General features: G+C 46.4%; 15 protein-coding genes. 4 read left to right on the forward strand and 11 right to left on the reverse strand.

The annotated features are described in order from the left end of the window. Window positions 1-25 precede the first annotated feature (25 nt). A complete protein-coding gene (gene paeA / locus H8K32_RS08555) occupies window positions 26-1,330 on the reverse strand; it encodes a polyamine export protein PaeA (RefSeq protein WP_186912055.1) in 1,305 nt (434 codons plus the stop codon). Window positions 1,331-1,552: 222 nt separating this feature from the next. Here paeA and H8K32_RS08560 point away from each other — a divergent pair, with 222 nt between their 5' ends. Next, window positions 1,553-2,827 carry a TCR/Tet family MFS transporter gene (locus tag H8K32_RS08560; protein ID WP_186912056.1) on the forward strand — a complete coding sequence of 425 codons (1,275 nt, stop codon included), beginning with the start codon at window positions 1,553-1,555 and terminating at the stop codon, window positions 2,825-2,827. A gap of 84 nt (window positions 2,828-2,911) precedes the next feature. Here H8K32_RS08560 and H8K32_RS08565 read toward each other — a convergent pair whose 3' ends face one another. The 3 genes from H8K32_RS08565 to H8K32_RS20345 form a co-directional block, all read right to left on the reverse strand. Continuing rightward, window positions 2,912-4,231: a dicarboxylate/amino acid:cation symporter gene (locus tag H8K32_RS08565; protein ID WP_186912057.1), complete on the reverse strand. Its 1,320-nt coding sequence runs from the start codon at window positions 4,229-4,231 to the stop codon at window positions 2,912-2,914. 212 nt (window positions 4,232-4,443) lie between these two features. Further along, window positions 4,444-5,901 (reverse strand): aminotransferase-like domain-containing protein, encoded by a 1,458-nt coding sequence (locus H8K32_RS08570; protein WP_186912058.1) that lies wholly within the window; start codon window positions 5,899-5,901, stop codon window positions 4,444-4,446. Window positions 5,902-6,398: 497 nt separating this feature from the next. After that, window positions 6,399-7,250, reverse strand: coding sequence for a hypothetical protein (locus tag H8K32_RS20345; RefSeq protein WP_186912059.1), 852 nt, complete (start codon window positions 7,248-7,250; stop codon window positions 6,399-6,401). 310 nt (window positions 7,251-7,560) lie between these two features. On the opposite strand from H8K32_RS20345, the gene H8K32_RS08580 reads away from it, so the two are divergent. Both H8K32_RS08580 and H8K32_RS08585 read left to right on the forward strand, forming a co-directional pair. Next, complete coding sequence (locus H8K32_RS08580; protein ID WP_186912060.1) at window positions 7,561-9,306, forward strand: DUF1800 domain-containing protein; 1,746 nt, start codon at window positions 7,561-7,563, stop codon at window positions 9,304-9,306. Between the two features lie 10 nt (window positions 9,307-9,316). Then, entirely contained in the window at window positions 9,317-10,717 is a 1,401-nt protein-coding gene (locus H8K32_RS08585; RefSeq protein WP_186912061.1) for a DUF1501 domain-containing protein, read from the forward strand. A 240-nt stretch (window positions 10,718-10,957) separates the two neighbouring features. Here the strand turns inward: H8K32_RS08585 and H8K32_RS08590 are convergent, their stop codons facing one another. The 4 genes from H8K32_RS08590 to H8K32_RS08605 all read right to left on the reverse strand — a co-directional run bounded on the left by H8K32_RS08590 (window position 10,958) and on the right by H8K32_RS08605 (window position 13,663). Next, window positions 10,958-11,518 (reverse strand): chromate transporter, encoded by a 561-nt coding sequence (locus tag H8K32_RS08590; RefSeq protein WP_186912062.1) that lies wholly within the window; start codon window positions 11,516-11,518, stop codon window positions 10,958-10,960. A gap of 32 nt (window positions 11,519-11,550) precedes the next feature. After that, entirely contained in the window at window positions 11,551-12,126 is a 576-nt protein-coding gene (locus H8K32_RS08595; RefSeq protein ID WP_186912063.1) for a chromate transporter, read from the reverse strand. 104 nt (window positions 12,127-12,230) lie between these two features. Then, the gene (locus H8K32_RS08600) at window positions 12,231-12,719 is read right to left on the reverse strand and encodes a phage regulatory CII family protein (RefSeq protein WP_186912064.1); all 489 of its coding nucleotides are present in this window, start codon (window positions 12,717-12,719) and stop codon (window positions 12,231-12,233) included. A gap of 29 nt (window positions 12,720-12,748) precedes the next feature. Next, on the reverse strand, window positions 12,749-13,663 hold the full coding sequence (locus H8K32_RS08605; RefSeq protein ID WP_186912065.1) for a methylglyoxal synthase: 915 nt from the start codon (window positions 13,661-13,663) through the stop codon (window positions 12,749-12,751). A 110-nt stretch (window positions 13,664-13,773) separates the two neighbouring features. Between H8K32_RS08605 and H8K32_RS08610 the strand changes: the two genes are divergently transcribed. Then, window positions 13,774-14,589 (forward strand): tetratricopeptide repeat protein, encoded by an 816-nt coding sequence (locus tag H8K32_RS08610; RefSeq protein WP_186912066.1) that lies wholly within the window; start codon window positions 13,774-13,776, stop codon window positions 14,587-14,589. On the opposite strand, the gene H8K32_RS08615 is transcribed toward H8K32_RS08610, so the two are convergent. The 3 genes from H8K32_RS08615 to H8K32_RS08625 all read right to left on the reverse strand — a co-directional run bounded on the left by H8K32_RS08615 (window position 14,553) and on the right by H8K32_RS08625 (window position 19,064). After that, window positions 14,553-16,988, reverse strand: a complete 2,436-nt coding sequence (locus tag H8K32_RS08615; protein WP_186912067.1) for a sensor domain-containing protein — start codon at window positions 16,986-16,988, stop codon at window positions 14,553-14,555. The genes H8K32_RS08610 and H8K32_RS08615 overlap by 37 nt on opposite strands. After that, window positions 16,985-18,280, reverse strand: coding sequence for an HD-GYP domain-containing protein (locus H8K32_RS08620; protein ID WP_186912068.1), 1,296 nt, complete (start codon window positions 18,278-18,280; stop codon window positions 16,985-16,987). Before H8K32_RS08620 ends, H8K32_RS08615 begins: the two co-directional genes overlap by 4 nt. Before the next feature lie 478 nt (window positions 18,281-18,758). Continuing rightward, a complete protein-coding gene (locus H8K32_RS08625; protein ID WP_186912069.1) occupies window positions 18,759-19,064 on the reverse strand; it encodes a hypothetical protein in 306 nt (101 codons plus the stop codon). Window positions 19,065-19,137: the final 73 nt, after the last annotated feature.

The following is a 19,137-nucleotide window of genomic DNA, read 5'->3' on the forward strand; positions in this document are numbered from 1 at the left end:
GGCGTTGAAATTCTGCAAATTATTTTTAAGACGCTGGTGCCTCGTCGACACGAACCACCAGCAATTGATCGATACGATAATGGTCAATATCGACGACTTCAAATTTGTACGCACCCACCATGACGTAGTCAGTACGTTTCGGTATTTTTTTGAGCATCGTCATCATGAAGCCTGCAATAGTCTCATAGCTGCCCTGCTCGGGCAAGGAATCAATATCAAGCGCCCGGCAGACATCTTCAATTGTTGTCGCTCCATCAATGAGCCATGAATTACCATCGCGCTGTACGATCTGATCTTCAAGGAAAGGATGCACCAGATTGCCCATCAAGGTACTTAATACATCATTCAAGGTGATCACCCCGACCACCAGTGCATATTCATTCAAAATTACTGCAAAATCTTCACGCGTGCCTTTAAATTGCTCCAGCATCTCAGATAAAGTTAAAGAGTCCGGCACTGCTAAGGCGGTACGTATTGACAACTCCTGGACTTTTGAGAACGCTTGATTGGTTAATACCCGCTTTAAAATATCCTTAGACTCAACATAGCCAACTACGTTGTCAATATGTCCATCACAGACCAAAAATTTGGTATGTGGATGCTCGGCAATCTTTTGGCGTATCACGACATCGCTGTCTTGCAAGCTGAAATAGACAATGCTATCTCGTTGTGACATCGCGCTGGGTACTGTCCGGCTTTCCAGTTCAAACACATTGCCTATCATGTGATGTTCACGTGCTTGCAGGACACCGGCTTCGGCACCGGCATCGACCATTGCATAAATTTCGTCAGATGTAATCTGCTCGTTTCTTTCTGTTGGCAAACTTAATAACCCGAAAATCAGATTCGACAGCCCGTTAAACACCCACACTAAAGGCTTAAACACACGAACGCATAACAACATCGGCGTGACAACAAAAATTGCCACCGCTTCGGGTGCGATCATTGCCATTTTCTTGGGCATCAAATCAGCAAAGAGAATAAAAATTGAGGTAACGAATAAAAAAGATGTCAGAAAACTGACTGTATCAACCCAGGCAAAATCGCCTAGTAAGGCATGAAACACCTTGGCAAAATAGGGCGTTAAAGCTTGTTCACCCAAGATACCGCCGAGTATCGCTACACCATTCAGGCCAATTTGGACTACCGTAAAAAAGTGTCCGGGCTCTTGCTGTAACTCTAATACTTTGGCAGCACGTAATTCGCCTTCGGACTCCAACACTTGCAATTTCACCTTACGTGCCGCTGCCAAAGAAATTTCTGACATTGAAAAAAACGCACTGATGGCGACTAACAATGCAATCACCAAAAAGTGATCAAATAAGGGCATAAGTGCTCCTGAATACTTATAAGCTGGTTTACCCTGTGCAATATGCTTCAAGGGTAGAGTAATGACTTTTTGGCAAACAATAATTTTGCTTAAGTTCTATGATTTGAATCATATACTATTGCGATTGCATGGAAATGACAGCAAACAACCGGATTGTTGTTTCATTGCTGCATGCTATGCGTTTATATACTAAACGCTGACCCCAACTGAAAGCCCGCACGGATGACTACGCCAGACCAACCTCACTCCACCTCTAGCTTAGCCGCACCAGCAGCTCCGATAGTCCCGACGAACGTTCGTTTCGTTCTGATTACTGTATTTCTGGATATTTTAGGAATCGGTTTGATTATTCCGGTACTGCCACGTCTGGTTGGTGCTTTTACCCAACAAGCGGATGCGCAAGCGCATTGGTATGGGGCGATCGTCGCCATTTACGGTGTGATGCAATTTTTCTTTGCGCCGGTTATTGGCGCCTTGAGTGACCGTTTTGGACGCCGCCCCGTCTTACTGACTTGTGTGTTTGGTTTGGGTCTTAATTTTATCTTACTGACCCAGGCAACCAGCATTTACTGGCTACTCATCATACGTGCTTTAGGCGGCGTAACGGCGGGAAATCTGTCCGTTGCCAACGCGTATATTGCCGATGTATCAAGTCCTGAAAATCGCAGTAAAGCTTTAGGTAAAATTGGGGCGATGTTTGGCTTAGGATTTATTTGTGGTCCTGTTACTGGTGGTCTGTTGGGTGAGGCGAATATACATTATCCGTTTTATCTGGCCGCTGCGGTGTCCTTATCTAACGTGGTGTATGGTTATTTCTCTTTACCAGAATCCTTGCCATTAGCGAACCGCAAAGCATTTTCCATTAAATCCGCGAACCCGTTCGCAGGGCTGAGTGGTCTTGCTCATTTACGCGGCGTAGGTTCTTTGGTCTGGGTCTACGGTTTAACCATGTTTGCCCAATTCACATTACAAACCACCTGGGTTTTATCGACTGAATTGCGCTTTGGCTGGACGCCTATGCAGAATGGTCTTTCCTTGTTTATGGTCGGCATTTCCAGCGTCGTGATGCAGGGCGTGTTCCTTGGTCGCTATATCAAATTGGTGGGTGATGCGAATGCTATCTTGTTTGGTCTGATTTCTTCTTGTGCCGCATTGACCTTGTACGGCTTGGCCACGCAAGGCTGGATGATGTACGTGCTGATATTGTGTAATGTGCTGGCCTTTGCTGCAGGACCGGCTTTGCAGGCGTTTTTCTCACGAGCTGTCGATGCACGTTCGCAAGGCGTTGCGATGGGTTCTCTCAGTGCGCTGGCAAGTATCATGAGTGTTGCTGCGACCTTAGCTGGCACCAGTTTGCTGGCGCAGGTCAGTCATGCGCCGCGTGGTAGCCTTCTTCTCGGAGCACCGTTTTTTATGGCTGCTTCAGTTCAATTCATGGCTTTAATTTTGGCTTTTCTACATATGCGAAAAACGAAGCAGTCCACAGTGAAAGACTGAATGAAAATTTAATGAATAAAAAAATAGCGAACCCGAAGTTCGCTATTTTTTTTCAACTCATAATCAGAAAATTACGTCAGAGAATTACATATGCTTGGACGTTGAAATCATCGCTTCGTGTTCGTCCTGATGTTCAAGTTCAGCGACTGGTTGATTGTTTAAGACCTGATTGAGGCGCTGCATATCAACATCGTTACCCCATTTACCAACCACGATCGTTGCCACACCATTGCCGACCAGATTCGTCAACGCGCGGGCTTCTGACATAAAGCGATCAATCCCAAGGATCAGTGCCAGACCTGCAACGGGCACATCACTGGCAGCTGACAAGGTTGCGGCCAAAACGATAAAACCACTTCCAGTGATGCCGGCAGCGCCTTTGGATGTCAGCAACAGAACCGCGAGTAAAGTGAGTTGTTGCAACAAGCTCATCGGCGTATCTGTCGCTTGTGCAATAAATACCGCAGCCATCGTCAGATAAATCGAAGTGCCATCGAGGTTAAATGAATAGCCTGTTGGGATCACCAGACCCACCACTGACTTTTTAACACCGAGCTTTTCCAGCTTGCCAATGATGCCCGGCAATGCGGATTCGGAAGAAGACGTACCAAGCACAATCAGTAGTTCTTCTTTGATGTATTTGACAAATTTCCAGATGCTAAAACCATGGAAGCGTGCAATTGCACCAAGAATGACGAAGACAAAAATCAGGCAAGTGCCATAAAAGGTTCCCATCAGGTAAATCAATTTCACGATGGAGCCGACACCAAATTTACCAATCGTAAATGCCATCGCACCAAAAGCACCAATCGGCGCGACTTTCATGATGTAGCCGACAATCGCAAATAAGACTTGAGAGATTTTTTCGATGAAATCAAACACCAGCGTGCCACGACCACCAAAACGGTGCAAAGCAAAGCCGAAGAAAACCGCGATCAGCAACACTTGCAAGATCTCGCCTTTCGCAAAGGCGTCGACAATGGTTGAAGGAATAATCGCCATCAGGAATTCCACCGTGGTTTGCATCTTACCCGGTCCTGTATAAGCTGTAATGCCTTTGGTATCGAGAGAATGCACATCGATGTGCATACCTACGCCGGGTTGCAGAATGTTGACCATGAATAATCCCACAACCAGCGCTAAGGTACTGACAATTTCAAAATATAGTAAGGCCATGCCGCCGGTTTTTCCGACTTTTTTCATGTCCTCCATACCCGCAATACCGATGACTACCGTACAAAAGATAATTGGTGCAATCATCATTTTGATCAGTTTGATAAAGCCATCACCGAGCGGTTTCATGGCGGCGCCAGATTCGGGGTAAAAGTGGCCAAGTGCGACGCCCAAAATGATGGCGACGATCACCTGAAAGTACAGGGATTTGTAGATTGGTTGCGGCTGCATATTGTCTCCGTTATGTAGGAAGGTGTCGCCTTGGGTGATTCTGGCAACCCTGACGCGGAATATTGTTCCGTCGCTTGACTCATTATCAAAAATTACGCCCTACCCGGATATTGTGGCTTTCCACACCGTGTTGTTTTAAAAAACTAATTAATTAACAACGGTTTGAGTGATTTGTATAAATTAATTAACGATTGTTAATCGTTTGCGGAAATTTAAGCAGAAGCCACTTTTTTTATACGTGCCAGATCAAGCACGATACGTCCTAAAACACCTAAAGCTTCTTCCAATTCGTGCGAATAATGTGTGCCGCAATTGAGTCTGAGGAAATGATCAAACCGGTTTGAATTCGAATACAGCAAACCAGGTGATACCAAAATATCCTGACGTAATGCTGCATCAAACACGGCGCGCGATGAGACTTGCGGTGGCATTTCTACCCACACCGACACGCCGCCATCAGGCATCGTCAAGCGAGTGCCTTCCGGAAAATAAGTCGCAATACCTTCCGCCATTTTTTCACGTTGTTGTGTCAAGGTGGTGCGCAGCTTACGTAAATGACGGTCATAGCTACTGGATTGTAAAAAGGTCGCGGCGATCAACTGCGATAGTTCTTCGTTGTAGCGAGTTTGTGCGTATTTGAACATGCTGATACGTGCCTGCCAGCGACCGCCAAGCATCCAGCCCAAGCGTAAGCCGGGCGCTAAAATTTTATGTAATGAAGCACAGTAAATCACGTTGCCAGTTTGATCCCAATGTTTAGCGGCGGTCGGGATTTTGTCGCCATTGGCCAGCGCACTGTAAGAGTCATCTTCAATCAAGGGGATATTCTTTGCTTCGCAAAGCGTAACCAATCTTTGTTTGTGCGAATCTGGCATGATGCTGCCAAGCGGGTTTTGCAGATGAGGTACAACGACGACTGCTTTAATGTTGTCATAGGTTTGCATCGCCAGCTCTAGGGCTTCAAGTGAGATGCCTGTACTTGGGCTGGTTGGTATTTCCAACGCCTTCATACCCAAACTTTCCAGCACTTGTAGCAAGCCGTAAAAAGTCGGCGACTCGACAGCGATGACATCACCAGCGTGGGCTACGGCGCGCAAAGCGAGATTCAATGCTTCGATGCAGCCATTAGTAACGATTACTTCATCAGCACTGGTGCTAATCCCCACATCGAGCGCGCGTTTGGCTAATGCTGATTTTAAATCACGGTTGCCACCCGGCGAAATTGCTTTGGTCAGCAACAATGGATACTGGCGCAGCAGGCTACTCGCGAGTTGCCGCAACTGTTTGTGCGGATACAAATCCGGCGCACCAGTTGCGCGAGCCAGGTTGATTTTAACCGGACGCTGTCCCTGGGCAATGATGGACGATACCCGTTCATGGATGCCGACAAATTGCGCCGGATCGATTACTGTTGCTGGTTTTGGCTCTAAAGCGGGTGCCAGACGTATGCGTCTGGGTTGGCGTACAAAATAGCCAGATCGTGGTCGTGCCTCCAGCCAGCCTTCAGCTTCTAAATAGCGACACATTTGCAAGGCTGTCGATAAGCTGACCTCATGTAATTGCATCAGTTTTCGCACTGATGGCATACGGTCACCTGTGGCTAAGGTGCCATGACGAATTGCGCTGAGATAATGTTCCGCCAGTTGTCGGTAAAGTGTAGGTGCTTGCATAAAACAGATCTTGCGTCGTCAGTGGTTGCTGGCAAAGATACAGTTCGCAAAAATTGCGACCATAACAGATGAGGATTTTACCGCATGATGCGATACAGATAGTGAAATTCTGTACCTGTTCGCCTATTCTTGCGGGTCGTATGCTGTGCACCTAATCAAGCATTCGTGAGAACCTGCCATGCAAACGATATCTATCCAACGTCATCAGACGCTGTCTTTTTATGCAAAAAAAGGCACTTTCCTATATGTGAACAGCGGTCGATTATCTGTTGAGGAAAAGCCTTGTCACCTTGACGGCTACAGTACTATTTTCAGCTTGATGTTGACGCAAGAACAAAGTCATACCGTGTCGTGCAACACTTGGATAAAGCTGAATGCGTTCAGCGACAGCCACGTTCTGTTAGAACAAAAACAATCCTTGCTCGCACGCGTGCGACAACAAGAACCAACTGATATCGCAAACGCCTTTGCGCTTTTGGGAGCAAGCTTGTACAGACTTAGCCGAAAAATTCTTTTCTGAGGAAGGTTTCCAGCTGTTCGCTATCCTGTGGTCGTGCTGATAGCGTGACCACACGACCCAGACGTCGTGATTCCCAACTAAAATCACCGGGGTAATGCGAGCGAATCAATTCGATCATACGTCTTATCATTGCCAATTGTAGATCGCCACCTAAGCCTGCATCGACTTCTATCGTTTGTTTCCATGTGCTTCCAGAAGTGGGCTTCCAGCCGCGGAATGAAAAACTACCGACACGTGTACTCATACTAATAATTTGGAATACGCCATTAGTACCATCGCGCCCTGCTGCTTGTTGCATACTGTGCCTGACATTGGCTTCTGCAACCTCTTGCGCACTCATACCGCGATTCGACTGATTATTGGCCTGGTCTTCTTGATTTGCCGCTTCCTGTTGAGCACGGCGGCGCTCACGCGCAGCATTTAACATACTCATCATGTCTTGTTGCGGCGGCGCTTCGACGATCGGCGTGGGCGTATTTACCGTCGTTTGAGCTGACTGCACTGGTGCGACTGGTGTTGGTGGCGTGATGGATTTTTTCGTATGTGGGATGAGCGGTGGCTTAGGCGTTGATTTTTTGGGTGCCGGCGCAGCCATTTTTGCTACGACGGCTTTATCCAGAATCAACACCATCGGCGTGCGCGAGCCCGCATCATCACCTTGTTTTTTCTTTTTTTCTACTTGTATGTTGAGTAAGAAATATAACAGCAGAGCGTGAATGATGAGAACGATAGCGATCCCGATGAAATTGACGGGCCGAAATCTCAGATGCAGGTGAACCTCGCCAGGTTCAGCAATTTCGTTGTCAGGTGCTTCTATACTCAACTTCATGGATGCTGTTTCAGGGTGACTGGATTTTGAGTTGCCAAGGATACCTCAATCTTAACGCCTAACTGTAACAAAGCTTTCTTAAAAAATACCTGATGTACAATTTTTTTCATGTCATTAAAACGTAATGTGTAACAAAAAATTTCAGGAGTCATTCGCGATCGAAAATTTTTCCTCTATGAAAACCCCTATTTTAGATGACCTGGAAATTAATTTGTAACGAGTGAAACAACAAATTCCGATAGGCAATCCTTAGGCAATCCCCTAATCTAGCAATCATCGAACAATAGTCTCGTATTACATGGAGCAAGTCATGCAAGAATCTGGTGAACAAATAGAATACCTGCCACAGCAGGAGAGCGAAGGTACACAATTTTCTACCGTCAATTCCACTGGAACAGTGGCGTTGGCCGTTGGTGCCAGTTTGCTTCTTGAAGCCTGTGGTGGGGGCGGGGGCGCGACGGGTGGCAGTGCGAACGGATCAACCTCTTCTACAACACCTCCGACACCTCCGACACCGGTTACCGATATACAGGCCGCCCGGTTTCTAGCGCAAGCTTCGGTGGGTGGCACGCGGACACAAATGGCGCAAGTACAGGCCTCTGGTTATGCAGCGTGGATTGATGCACAAATGGCCATGCCGCAGTCTAGCAGTCGCTGGAGCTGGCTCAAGACCAAAGGTTTTGATGCCGCGGCAAATATTTTCACGCAAAATGGTTTTGATTCTGTCGCCTGGTACAAGCTGATTAATTCACCAGACACCCTGAGACAAAGGGTGACACATGCACTGGCCGAGATTTTGGTGGTTGGTATCGATGGTCTGACAGGAGCCAGTTGGCAGGCTTTTGCAGCAGCAAATTATCTCGATTTATTAGAAGCCAATGCCTTTGGCAATTACCGCAAATTATTACAAGCGATATCTACCAATAGTGCGATGGGGCAGTATCTGACTTTCGCCGGTAATCTGAAGGCAAATCCGGCCAAAGGCACTCTTCCGGACGAAAATTATGCCCGCGAACTCATGCAGTTGTTTTCTGTTGGTTTGTTGAAGCTCAATCAGGACGGCACGCCCATCACGGTCAACGGAGTTAATCAAGAAACTTATACCCTCGATGACATTACTGGTTTAGCGCGGATCTTCACAGGTTGGGATTTTGATGTATCGACAAGCGATAAAACGACCCCTGACTTTCTTCAACGTCCTTTAACGCAAATTGCAAGTCGTCATGAAACCGATGCATCGACTTTCCTTGGCAGCACTGTGCCAGCGGGGTTGGATGGGCCACAAAGTATGGCGGCTGCGCTCGATATCATTTTCGCCCACCCCAACGTGGCGCCTTTCGTCAGTCGGCAACTGATTCAGCGTCTGGTCACCAGTAATCCGTCACCTGCTTATGTGCAACGCATTGCAGCAGTTTTTTCGAACGATGGCACCGGCGTTAAAGGAAATCTGGCTGCAGTGGTTAAAGCCCTGTTATTGGATGACGAAGCGCGCAATAGCAGCAATCTGAGTAACCCTCAATTTGGCAAATTGCGTGAACCGATTTACCGCTTTTTGAGCTGGGCGCGCTCCTACAGTGTGACCTCACCTAGCGATTTATGGAATGTCGGTAACACCAGTGATGCAGCTTCCAGATTGGGACAGAGTCCGTTACGTTCAGGCTCGGTATTCAACTTCTTCCGTCCGGGTTATGTGCCGCCAAATACCTCGATCGCGAACGCCTCTTTAGTGGCGCCGGAATTTCAGATAACCAACGAATCGACAGTGATTGGTTACGTCAATTTTATGCAAAGAATGGTCAGCAAGGGCAATACTGATCTGGTGCCGGACTACAGTAGCTTACTTCCATTGGCGGCTAATCCGACTGCCTTATTGACTGAAATTAATTTGGTCATTGCTGCGGGTCAGCTTAGTGATGCCACGATTGCGACTTTAGCGACAGCCATCAGCAGCATGCCCAGTGGCACCGGTATTGCGACTGACACACCAACACTTAACCGTATTTACGCCGCATTGACCTTAGTCTTCGCTGCGCCAGAATATATCGTACAGAAATAAGGATTTCATCATGACCAATAAGCCAACGATGAATGCGTCACGCCGCGCATTTTTACAGCGTGCCTCTACCTTATCGATCGCCGGTGTTGCAACGCCATGGGCATTGAATTTAGCAGCCTTGTCGGAAGCATCTGCTGCGAATGCAACCGATTACAAAGCCACTGTTTGCATCTTTTTGTACGGTGGAAATGATTACGGTAATACCGTCGTCCCCTATGATACGAGTGGCTATAACGCCTATTTCAATTTGCGCCCAAATTTGGGTTATGCACAAAGCTCGCTGACCAATACCGTACTGAATCCACTCAATACTCCGGTCGACAGTGCCGGGTTCAGTCATCAATATGCATTGGCGCCAGAGTTAGCACCTTTAATGCCTATATTTAACGCTGGCAAAATGGCCGTGATATTGAATGTGGGGACATTAATGCAGCCAACAACAAAGCTGCAATACACGAACAAAAGCGTCCCTTTACCACCAAAACTGTTTTCACATAACGACCAACAGTCGGTCTGGCAATCGACCTCATCTGAAGGCGCAAAGTCCGGCTGGGGTGGGAAAATGGGGGATTTGTTTCAATCAGCAAATACCAATTCGACCTTTACCTGCATTAACGTGTCGGGAAATGCTGTTTACTTGTCGGGAAATACAGCAGTGCAATACCAAATTTCGACCAACGGCTCAGTTCCTCTTAATGGGCTCAAATCACCATTATTCGGTTCCACCGCATGTTCGACCGCTTTACAAAATTTAGTGACTCAGACACGGTCAAATTTGCTGGAAAACGAATACAACCGCATCAATGCGCGCGCGATCGGTGCCAATCAGATTTTGACAGGCGCTCTGGCAAGTGCACCAGCATTAAAAACAGTATTCCCGACGCAAAACAATTTAGGTGACCAATTAAAAATGGTCGCGCGCATGATATCTATTGCTGCGACGACAGGTGCAAAACGTCAGGTATTTTTTGTGTCCATGAACGGATTTGATACACACGATGGTTTGGTGACGATCCATCCGAAATTGATGACAGGCCTGGCGGATGCGATGTCGGCGTTTTATAACGCCACCGTGGAACTGGGTGTTGCGAACAACGTCACCAGCTTTACTGCTTCTGATTTTGGCCGTACTTTAAGTGGCAATAATGATGGTTCAGATCACGGCTGGGGAAGCATGCATTTTGTGATGGGCGGTGCAGTCAATGGTCAGCGCTTCTACGGCACGCCACCGATCATTGCCAACAATGGCCCTGATGACGTTGGACAGGGACGTTTATTACCAACCACGTCAGTGGATCAATATGCGGCAACATTGGGTAAATGGCTGGGCTTATCTGACAGCGATTTGCTGACCTTGTTACCAAATCTGACGAACTACAATGCGAGTAGCCGGAATTTGGGTTTTGTTTGATCTTGAGATAAGGGTGCAATCTGTGTAGGTGGTCTGATAAAGATGAATGGTTGTATTTGAATCAGTTCCTGTTTCATTTAAGTAATCAGCATTGTGACCACCCTCACCGCCACCTTCGCCTTTCATTTGCGTTCTTTTTTTGTGACGCAAAGAAAAGAACGCAGCTCTAGGGCGCACGCGGTTTGGTTCTAAGGAGTGGGAGCGTTTTAGATATGAATCAGCCGTAAAAAATCATATCGACTACACCAGCCCAAACCATCCCAACACGGCACCCAAAGCCAGCAACCATAGCAGATGAATTCGGGTGCGCCAGACAACCAAGGAGCACAAGGCGGACAGCATCCAGATCGGCCAATCTTTGGACGGGATGTTATGTGAGGCACACATAATCCAACCCGTGGAAAGCAACAAACCCACTACGATCGGTGCCATGCCAAGTTTAAAACTGCGGACAATACGCAATTCACGATTCGCATGGCCCCAACGTGCCGCCATAAACGTCAGCGTCGTGCTTGGTAATAAAATTCCACTCATTGTAATCATCACGCCCAACAAACCTATCCACATACTGCCAGCATTGAGACCGACATTCCAACCCATTAAAGCAATGAACAAAACATTAGGTCCAGGTGCTGCCTGAGCAATGGCGACCGAGGAATTAAATTGGGTGTCAGTCAGCCAGTGTTGTTGACCAACGAGATAGCGTTGCATATCAGGCAAAGTGGAAATCGCACCGCCTATCGATAACAAGGACAACATTAAAAAATGCATCCACAAATGCAGCCAATCAGACCATTGCATGTGTATTGCTAAGATATGCTCAGGAATCGCCATTATTTTTTTAGCTTTTTAAAGACCAGAGACCAAGATACCGCGCCCAAACCAAGCAAGACGTACACTAATGGAACACGAAACAGAGCGATGCAGATAAAGCAAATCGCACTCAAAAGCAAAGCGGCACGTTGGCTTAATGGATGGTTTTTCAGTGTGGGAATAAGCTTTAGGCCAGATGCGAAAATCAATCCGGCGGTGACTGCACTCATTCCCCGTAAGGCTCCTGCAACGCCTGGATGATTCGCATATTGGGCATACATGACTGCTAACATCAACACAATCACGAGTGGTACTGTAATCATTCCGGCTAAGGCAGCAAGCGCTCCGCGTAAGCCGAAATAACGATTACCGACCATCATCGACAAGTTAATGACGTTCGGCCCCGGCATAATTTGCGCCACTGCCCAGTCTTCAACAAATTCTTCCGGCGTTAGCCAACGTTTCTTTTCTATCAGCTCACGCTGGACGATTGCCAGTACGCCGCCGAAGCCTTGCAATGCCAGCAGAGTGAAAGAAAAAAACAGATCCGCAACGGACTTTGGGCGCGGATGATCTGGAGGAATTTCGTCAGACATGTAAATTATCGTGTCAACAGAGAGATTCATTCTAAAGCAAACTAACTATTCGCGCTTGTGGCTTATTCACATATAGCCACATCGTCTACGTTAAACAATGTACTTCAATCTTGCGATTGACGATGCGCACGTATGCGGGCACGCCATTCTCCCAATACAGTCAGGGCAGCCTGAAATTCGCGTTCAATTAAGTCAGCTTCAGCATCTGTAATTACTCCATCCAGTAAGGCTGTAGAAACTGCTTCAGCCACGTCGCCAACCTGACTCATGACGCGGCAAACGGTGCGCGACAAATCATCATCTTTAATTTGTCCGGGCTCAGGAATGACAAAGGCTGCCAGCCCATGCCGTCCTAAGAGTGCATGCAAAGGTAAATGGGCATCACTAACCCCTGCCGCATCGCAGCACTCAACAATTTGCGATAGCTCTTCAAACGAAGGGTAATGCGTATCGATACCTGGTGCTAACTTGTTTCTCAATACATTCACCGACATATCCAGCTTGGCGGCAAGCGCTTCCAGGCCACCTGGATAGGCGCGTGCGACTTTGTACAAGGCGTCATGCTGGTTCATATCGGAATATCTGCGTGTCATTTTTTTCTTTCCAGGTTAGCTCAGGTAAATCATTGATCACGATGTTCGCTGGCATCAACACGCTTGCCCAAATTTGACAACCAATGGTCAACGCCATCGGCTTCACTGATGACCTGAGCAAATTCTGTCACAGTGCGGGCGGCTCTTTCCAATAGTTGAATATCAGCTTCATGTTGTCGTGCAACATGGGGATCTTCAAGGAATAGAATGCGTCGGATTTCACGGTCTAAAACCAGCTCTGCCAATTGTGCATCACCACCTAATGGACCAGACAAATAAGGTTTAACCCAATCACGCCCAGCATCCTCCCCTTTGATTTTTTGTGCGAGTTGATTCAGCAAACCACCGGTCGTTCCCGTCGCGTAACGGTGTTTAAACTGGTCAAGTAGTGCAAAATGTTTTTCAGCAAGTAACAACATCTTTTGTTTCATTGCATCATGTGCGATGAGGGCGATGCCTTCTTGTTGCAACTTAAAGCTGTGATCGAGGCTGATATCAGGTGGCGCCCCCGCCGAATGCGCTTCCAATTCCAACCATTCACGCGCACTTGCTAACGTCGCCAGAAACGGCTTTTTATGAATCACACATTGGCGTTTAAGTGCCACTGCTTCGGGAAAAATGGACGAAGGATCGACCGGATCAATCAAATAGATCACCGCATCAACGGCTTTGAGCGGATCATGATCAACCACTCTTGATACCAATTTCATCAAGCCTCCATCACGGCCGTACGGGAAGCGTTCAACTTGCGTACAAATTTCCATCAGACCGTGGGCGATCATGGTATCGAGCGTTCGACCAACAACGACAAATTCTGGCTGCAAAAACGAGATCGCATGGCGGGATCCACGTATCAGTTGCACTAAGGCTGAATCTTGTGCATCCTGATGGGATCTGTTTGCGATTAAACCGATACGATATTTTTTTTTGGTGACCTGATTCAAGGTTTAGCCCTTCCATTTAAATTTCTATTAGTGTACCTTGCGACTTAACAGTTAGTGTGTTTCTACTCAACAATTCGTTACCTTATTCGACACGAAAGAAACATGTTTTTATGTATGAAAAGCGTAGTATCAAATCAAGTCTAAAAAAGCGAAAGAAAATGATGAAAAAGTGGCCCCATCTTTTTTTTGCCTTGCTGATATTCACCTCATGTGCGAGTGCGTTGGGTGATGATGATTTCGATGAAGATGAAATGCAAGTTCAGCATTGGGCATTGTTGGGAGACATGGAAGCGCAGAATACTCTGGCATTGGCGTACTTGAACGGTGATTTTGGTTATCAAAGTCCGGAGGAAGCGAGATTATGGTTTGCGCGTGCCGCAGAGCTTGGACATCCAGGTGCCCAAACAAATTTGGGTTTACTTTATCTGACCGGCGAAGGTGCTGTAAAGGATGACGCATATGCTTTGGACTTGCTCAATATGGCTTCCAAACAAAATTTTTCATCGGCACAGTTGATTTTAGGATCTCTTTATGAACTTGGCCAAAGTGTTACACAAGATTTTGAAAAAGCCGCCGCCTTCTATCAAAAAGCAGCTTTGCAAAAAAATCCAGCTGCACAGTACCATCTCGGGTTAATGTATAGAGATGGACATGGCGTGCCAAAAGATGAAAAAAGGGCGGTTGCTTTATTCGAGCAAGCTGCAAAGAAAGGTTTGTCTTCCGCGCAGTTTCAGTTAGGTAGACAGTATTTGTACGGCATTGGTGTAGAAAAAGATGTCGTTACCGGTTATCAGTACTTACTCCAAGCAAGTATGAATGTTGGTAGTAAATTGATAGATAGCCGCGATCTGGTCAGATCAGGTTTGACTCAGGAACAAATTGCCTCCATTCAGGAAGAAACTCGCAAGTGGCAGGCTAAATTATGAGCGTCCTGTAAAAAGTGTCGTTCAAATTCTTCAACCGACATCGCCGGTGCAAATAAATATCCCTGCAATTCGTCGCATTTTAACGCACTTAAAAAACTTCGCTGCTGTTCAGTTTCGACACCCTCAGCGATAACCTGAAGCTTCAGTGCGTGGGCCAAATGAATGATGGCTGTGACGATCGCCGCGTTGCTTTCATCTTCCGGTAAATCTTCGACAAACGAACGATCAATTTTTAATTTGTGAATCGGAAAACGCTTCAGATAGCTGAGACTGGAATAGCCGGTTCCGAAATCATCAATTGAAAGTTTAACGCCGAGTTTGGCGAGAGCATTGAGCTTTTTCAGATTCTCATCAATATCCTTGATCAGTACCGATTCGGTTAGTTCAAGATCGATACAGTCAGGGCTCAAATTATTCGCTTCCAGCTCGGCAGCCACCAATTCGACAAAATTCGATTGTTGAAATTGCAAACCTGAGACATTAAAGCCCATCTTTAATGTGTGCCCTTGTTGATTCCACAGAGCGGCCTGGCGTATCGCGGTTTGCATGACCCAGTGACCAATTTGAACGATCACACCAGATTCTTCAGCGATGGGAATAAACTGCACTGGGCTTACTTCGCCTAAATCCTTATCATTCCAGCGTATCAGCGCTTCTACCCCAAAAATTTTTCCAGTATGCAAATCAAACTGTGGCTGATAATGCATTCGGAACAGATTTTTTTCCAGAGCCTGGCGCATCGCATGATCAAGCTTCATGCGGGATAGCAAACCAATATTCATCTGGCGCTGATAAAAGCGGAAGTCTGAGCGTCCACGTTCCTTGACATGGTACATTGCGCTGTCGGCATTTTTAATCAGGTCATCCATAGTGATACCATCGGCAGGGTATAGCGCGATACCGATACTTGAGGTGACCGTAAAATTCATTCCGTCTAACGTAATTGGTGCCGTCAATTCTTCGAGTACACGCTGTGCACACACTTCCGCACCATCAGCATCCGCTTCGTGCAGCAGTAATACAAATTCATCGCCACCTAAGCGCGACGCTGTATCAACTTGCCGGATGCAGCGTTTCAAACGTTCCGTCACTTCAAGCAACACACGGTCTCCGAATGGGTGGCCGAGAGAATCATTGATTTGTTTAAAATGATCCAGATCCAAAAATAGCAAAGCAAAAGTGCCGTCTTTACGGCTGGCGTGCGTGATCGCCTGATGAATCCGCTCTGCGAGTAACAAACGATTTGGAAGACCTGTGAGGGCATCAGAAAAAGCGAGTTCTTCTATCTTTTGTTTGGCGGCATGCGTCTCTGTCCGGTCTTTGAAAAAGCCAATGTAATTGATAGTTTTACCGTGGTCATCCTGTAATTTAACCAAGGTAATCATGCATAAATACGCATGGCCATTTTTACGGCGATTCCATAATTCGCCTTCCCACGAGCCATTGATTTCGAGTTTATGAAGTAATTGGTCAATTAAATCGACATTGCTTTCAGTGGCAAAAAAGGCGCGCGGTGTTTTACCGCGCATTTCTTTTTCGGTGTAACTGGTGAGTTTTTCGAAACTAGGATTAATTGTAATAATTTTTTGTTCGTGATCGGTAATGAAAATCGCATCGGTGCTTGATTCAAAAACTTTGGCAGCTAATTGCAAGCGCGCTTCGTCTGCCAGCTTTTGGGTAATATCACGATACGAGTAGACTCGACCTATCGGACGCCCGCGGGCGAATTGCGGCAAGGTAACCCGTTCAAGAATTTTGCCGGAACGCAGTACCAGTATGTCGGTCGCTTCCATTAATGGCGAGCGGCCTATGGTCCCCAGACGTTCGGTGTAACGATCAGCATCTATCATGCACTTGTCCATCCATGCATAGATGGCGCCATCATCACGCTGGGTCATCAATTCATCAGGCAATCCCCATAGTTCCGAAAACAAATGGTTATAACTGCGTATGCCGCCATCGAGGTTGGTCACCAGAATGCCATCGGCAGTGGATTCTAAGGTGCCTCTTAATTCAGCAATCAGTTTTTCAAGTTCATTCTCGATTTTTCGCTGACTACTATGATCACGGATAGCAACGACATAGAATGAAGTATCCATGCCTACTTTCACCAGGCTCACCCGGCGTTCTACTTGTACTATGCTTTTATCTGAGCATTGCAATAGTGTTTCGGAATAAATATTTTCAGATAAACCACCTGCCACATCTTCCCAAAAGAATAGATCTTCTGGCGCTGCAACGATTTCGACGATACCTTTTCCGATAAGACTGCCTGGCTCAACTTTGAGTAATTGATGTGCAGTGCGGTTGGCTGTGAGGATACGCAGCTGAATAGGATCCACCAGTATGATGGCTTCTAGCATCCCCTCTATCATTGGTTGCAATTGATGTGGTTTCATGCGCTGCCTTCAACCGAAAAGTCGGCGCTTACTTCCAGTCCGCGCTCAAAGAAGTAACATAAACGCTTGCGTGGCGATAGATAGTCATACGCAGCCTTAGGTAATTGCAAAGGTTTAAGACTGCGGTGTATACATAATTGCTGTTCCTGTTCCAGATTGATGATGAGCGCTTCCTCGCGGGGATAGGTTGGGTCGTGAATAATGACTTTTGGTTTGATCGGCCTGGCGGAATTCACTGAGACGACCAGCGCATATCGCTCATCGGTCAGTTGTACAACAGAACCCGGCGGATAGATTCCCATCATGCGGATAAAAGCGGTCAGGGTCGGTGCGTGGAAATGCGCTTTGTGCTGGGTAAAAATCTGTGACAGGGCTTCATGCGGCGTGATTGCTTGCGCAGGGTTAGCTGGATTGCACATATTGTCATAATGATTCACCAGCGCAACGATGCGGCTTAAAGGAGACATCTTTTCTCCCTTAACACGACTAGGGTAGCCACTGCCATCAAAATGCTCATGATGTTGCGCGATCAAGAGCATCGCATTGGCGGAAAGATTCATTTTGCGTGCCAGGTTCACGCCGTGGCTGACATGCTCATTAAAAATTTGATTTTCCGCGTAATTGAATTGTTCTCCTGACCAGCGTAAGCGATCCGGTAAATCAATTTTCCCAAGGTCGTGGACTAGCGCACCAACGCCCAGGCTGTGCATGTCGGCTTTGCTCAGATCTAATGCCTTGCCAAGCAGCAAAGACATCACCGTCACATTGATCGAATGCAATGAACTTTTTTCACCCGCTTTTTCAGAAAGCAAACGAATTGCTGCCTCATCTTCACCCAAAATCTGGCCAAGAAAATTTTGGATCAGCTGTTCGGATAATTCCCGCGCTAAAGCGGGTTGTGCATGCGCTTGTTCTCCAATTTGCTTAAAAGTCTGAGCAGCGTTGGTAAACTGACGTTCGCACACTTGCAAGCTGACCGCCTGATCTGCGAGCAAATCACGGCGCAAGCGTAGTGCTTGTTCTTCCGGACTTTTTTTATTTTTCTCTGACAAATCAACAGCGTTGTCTGCCACAGTTTCAGTATTGACATCCTTATCTGGCGGTACGCTTTTATCAGGTGAGTAACGTATGCGTTCTAAGCCTAAGGAACGTAAAGTATCAATTTGTTCTTGACTGCTGATCTTGAAGTTACTAACAGGAAACGGATGATCCATCCAACCAACATCGAGATATACAAACATCCCGACGCGTAGCCGGGATAGGTCGATAAACTTTGTATGAATATCAGTCATTGCATCCGCTCATCAAAGGTTTGCGGCCTAGGGACACATATCCCATTTGTAAATTTAGCATTTTGAGGCAGAAAAACAAATTATTTGTATGATAGTACATTAATACTTTGTAAAAAAAACTACATCTACATCATAAAAATAAGGATTTCTATGTCTTTAAAAAGACTTTCAGTTTAAAGGGCGATAAGTGTCAGGATACTATGTCACGAAATGAATTCTCGTGCCGAATAATGCTGCAAAAAATCAGTTTTTACGACAGCTTATTTGCCGAACTACCTTGCAAATTTAATCATGTAAAGTGTAGAAGCAAAGGTATGTAAAAATTGTATCTAACAATCGCTTCGCCGCCACAATCTCTTCCGACCATCTTATAACTATAGAACTTCCATGAAAGAAGTATAGACTTTTGCCTGAAAACTGGTTTTCAGCTAAACATTAGTCACGCGTCCCACCACAAAATTGTGACTAAAACGGCGGATTAGTCTTGTCGTGATTTTAAATTCTGATTTGCCAATTTATCGACCAGCACATGCTCGCATAGTTTAAATAGGAGATAAAACATCATGGCGGCAATCGCATTTCTGATGATCTCAAATAACTGTTGCAAGCCTCCATCGATAAGACCTGCCCATCCATTGCTGCTGATATATTCGGCGTTGGCTAAAATCACTTTGGCGAGGTCGACACTGAGTATGCCAAAACCCAGAAAACTGCTGGTCAAGAGCACAAATGTCCATACCGGATGAGCGCTTAACCAAGAAGAAAGTTTGCCTTGTTCTGCCATGGCAGATCCCTTTGCAAAAAAATGCAGGTTATCGGAACAGTCTGATACTTCCTTGGTAAAACAAGTGTGCCTG

Source organism: Cognatundibacterium jejuense (assembly GCF_014284255.1).
GTDB classification, from domain to species: domain Bacteria; phylum Pseudomonadota; class Gammaproteobacteria; order Burkholderiales; family Burkholderiaceae_D; genus Undibacterium; species Undibacterium jejuense.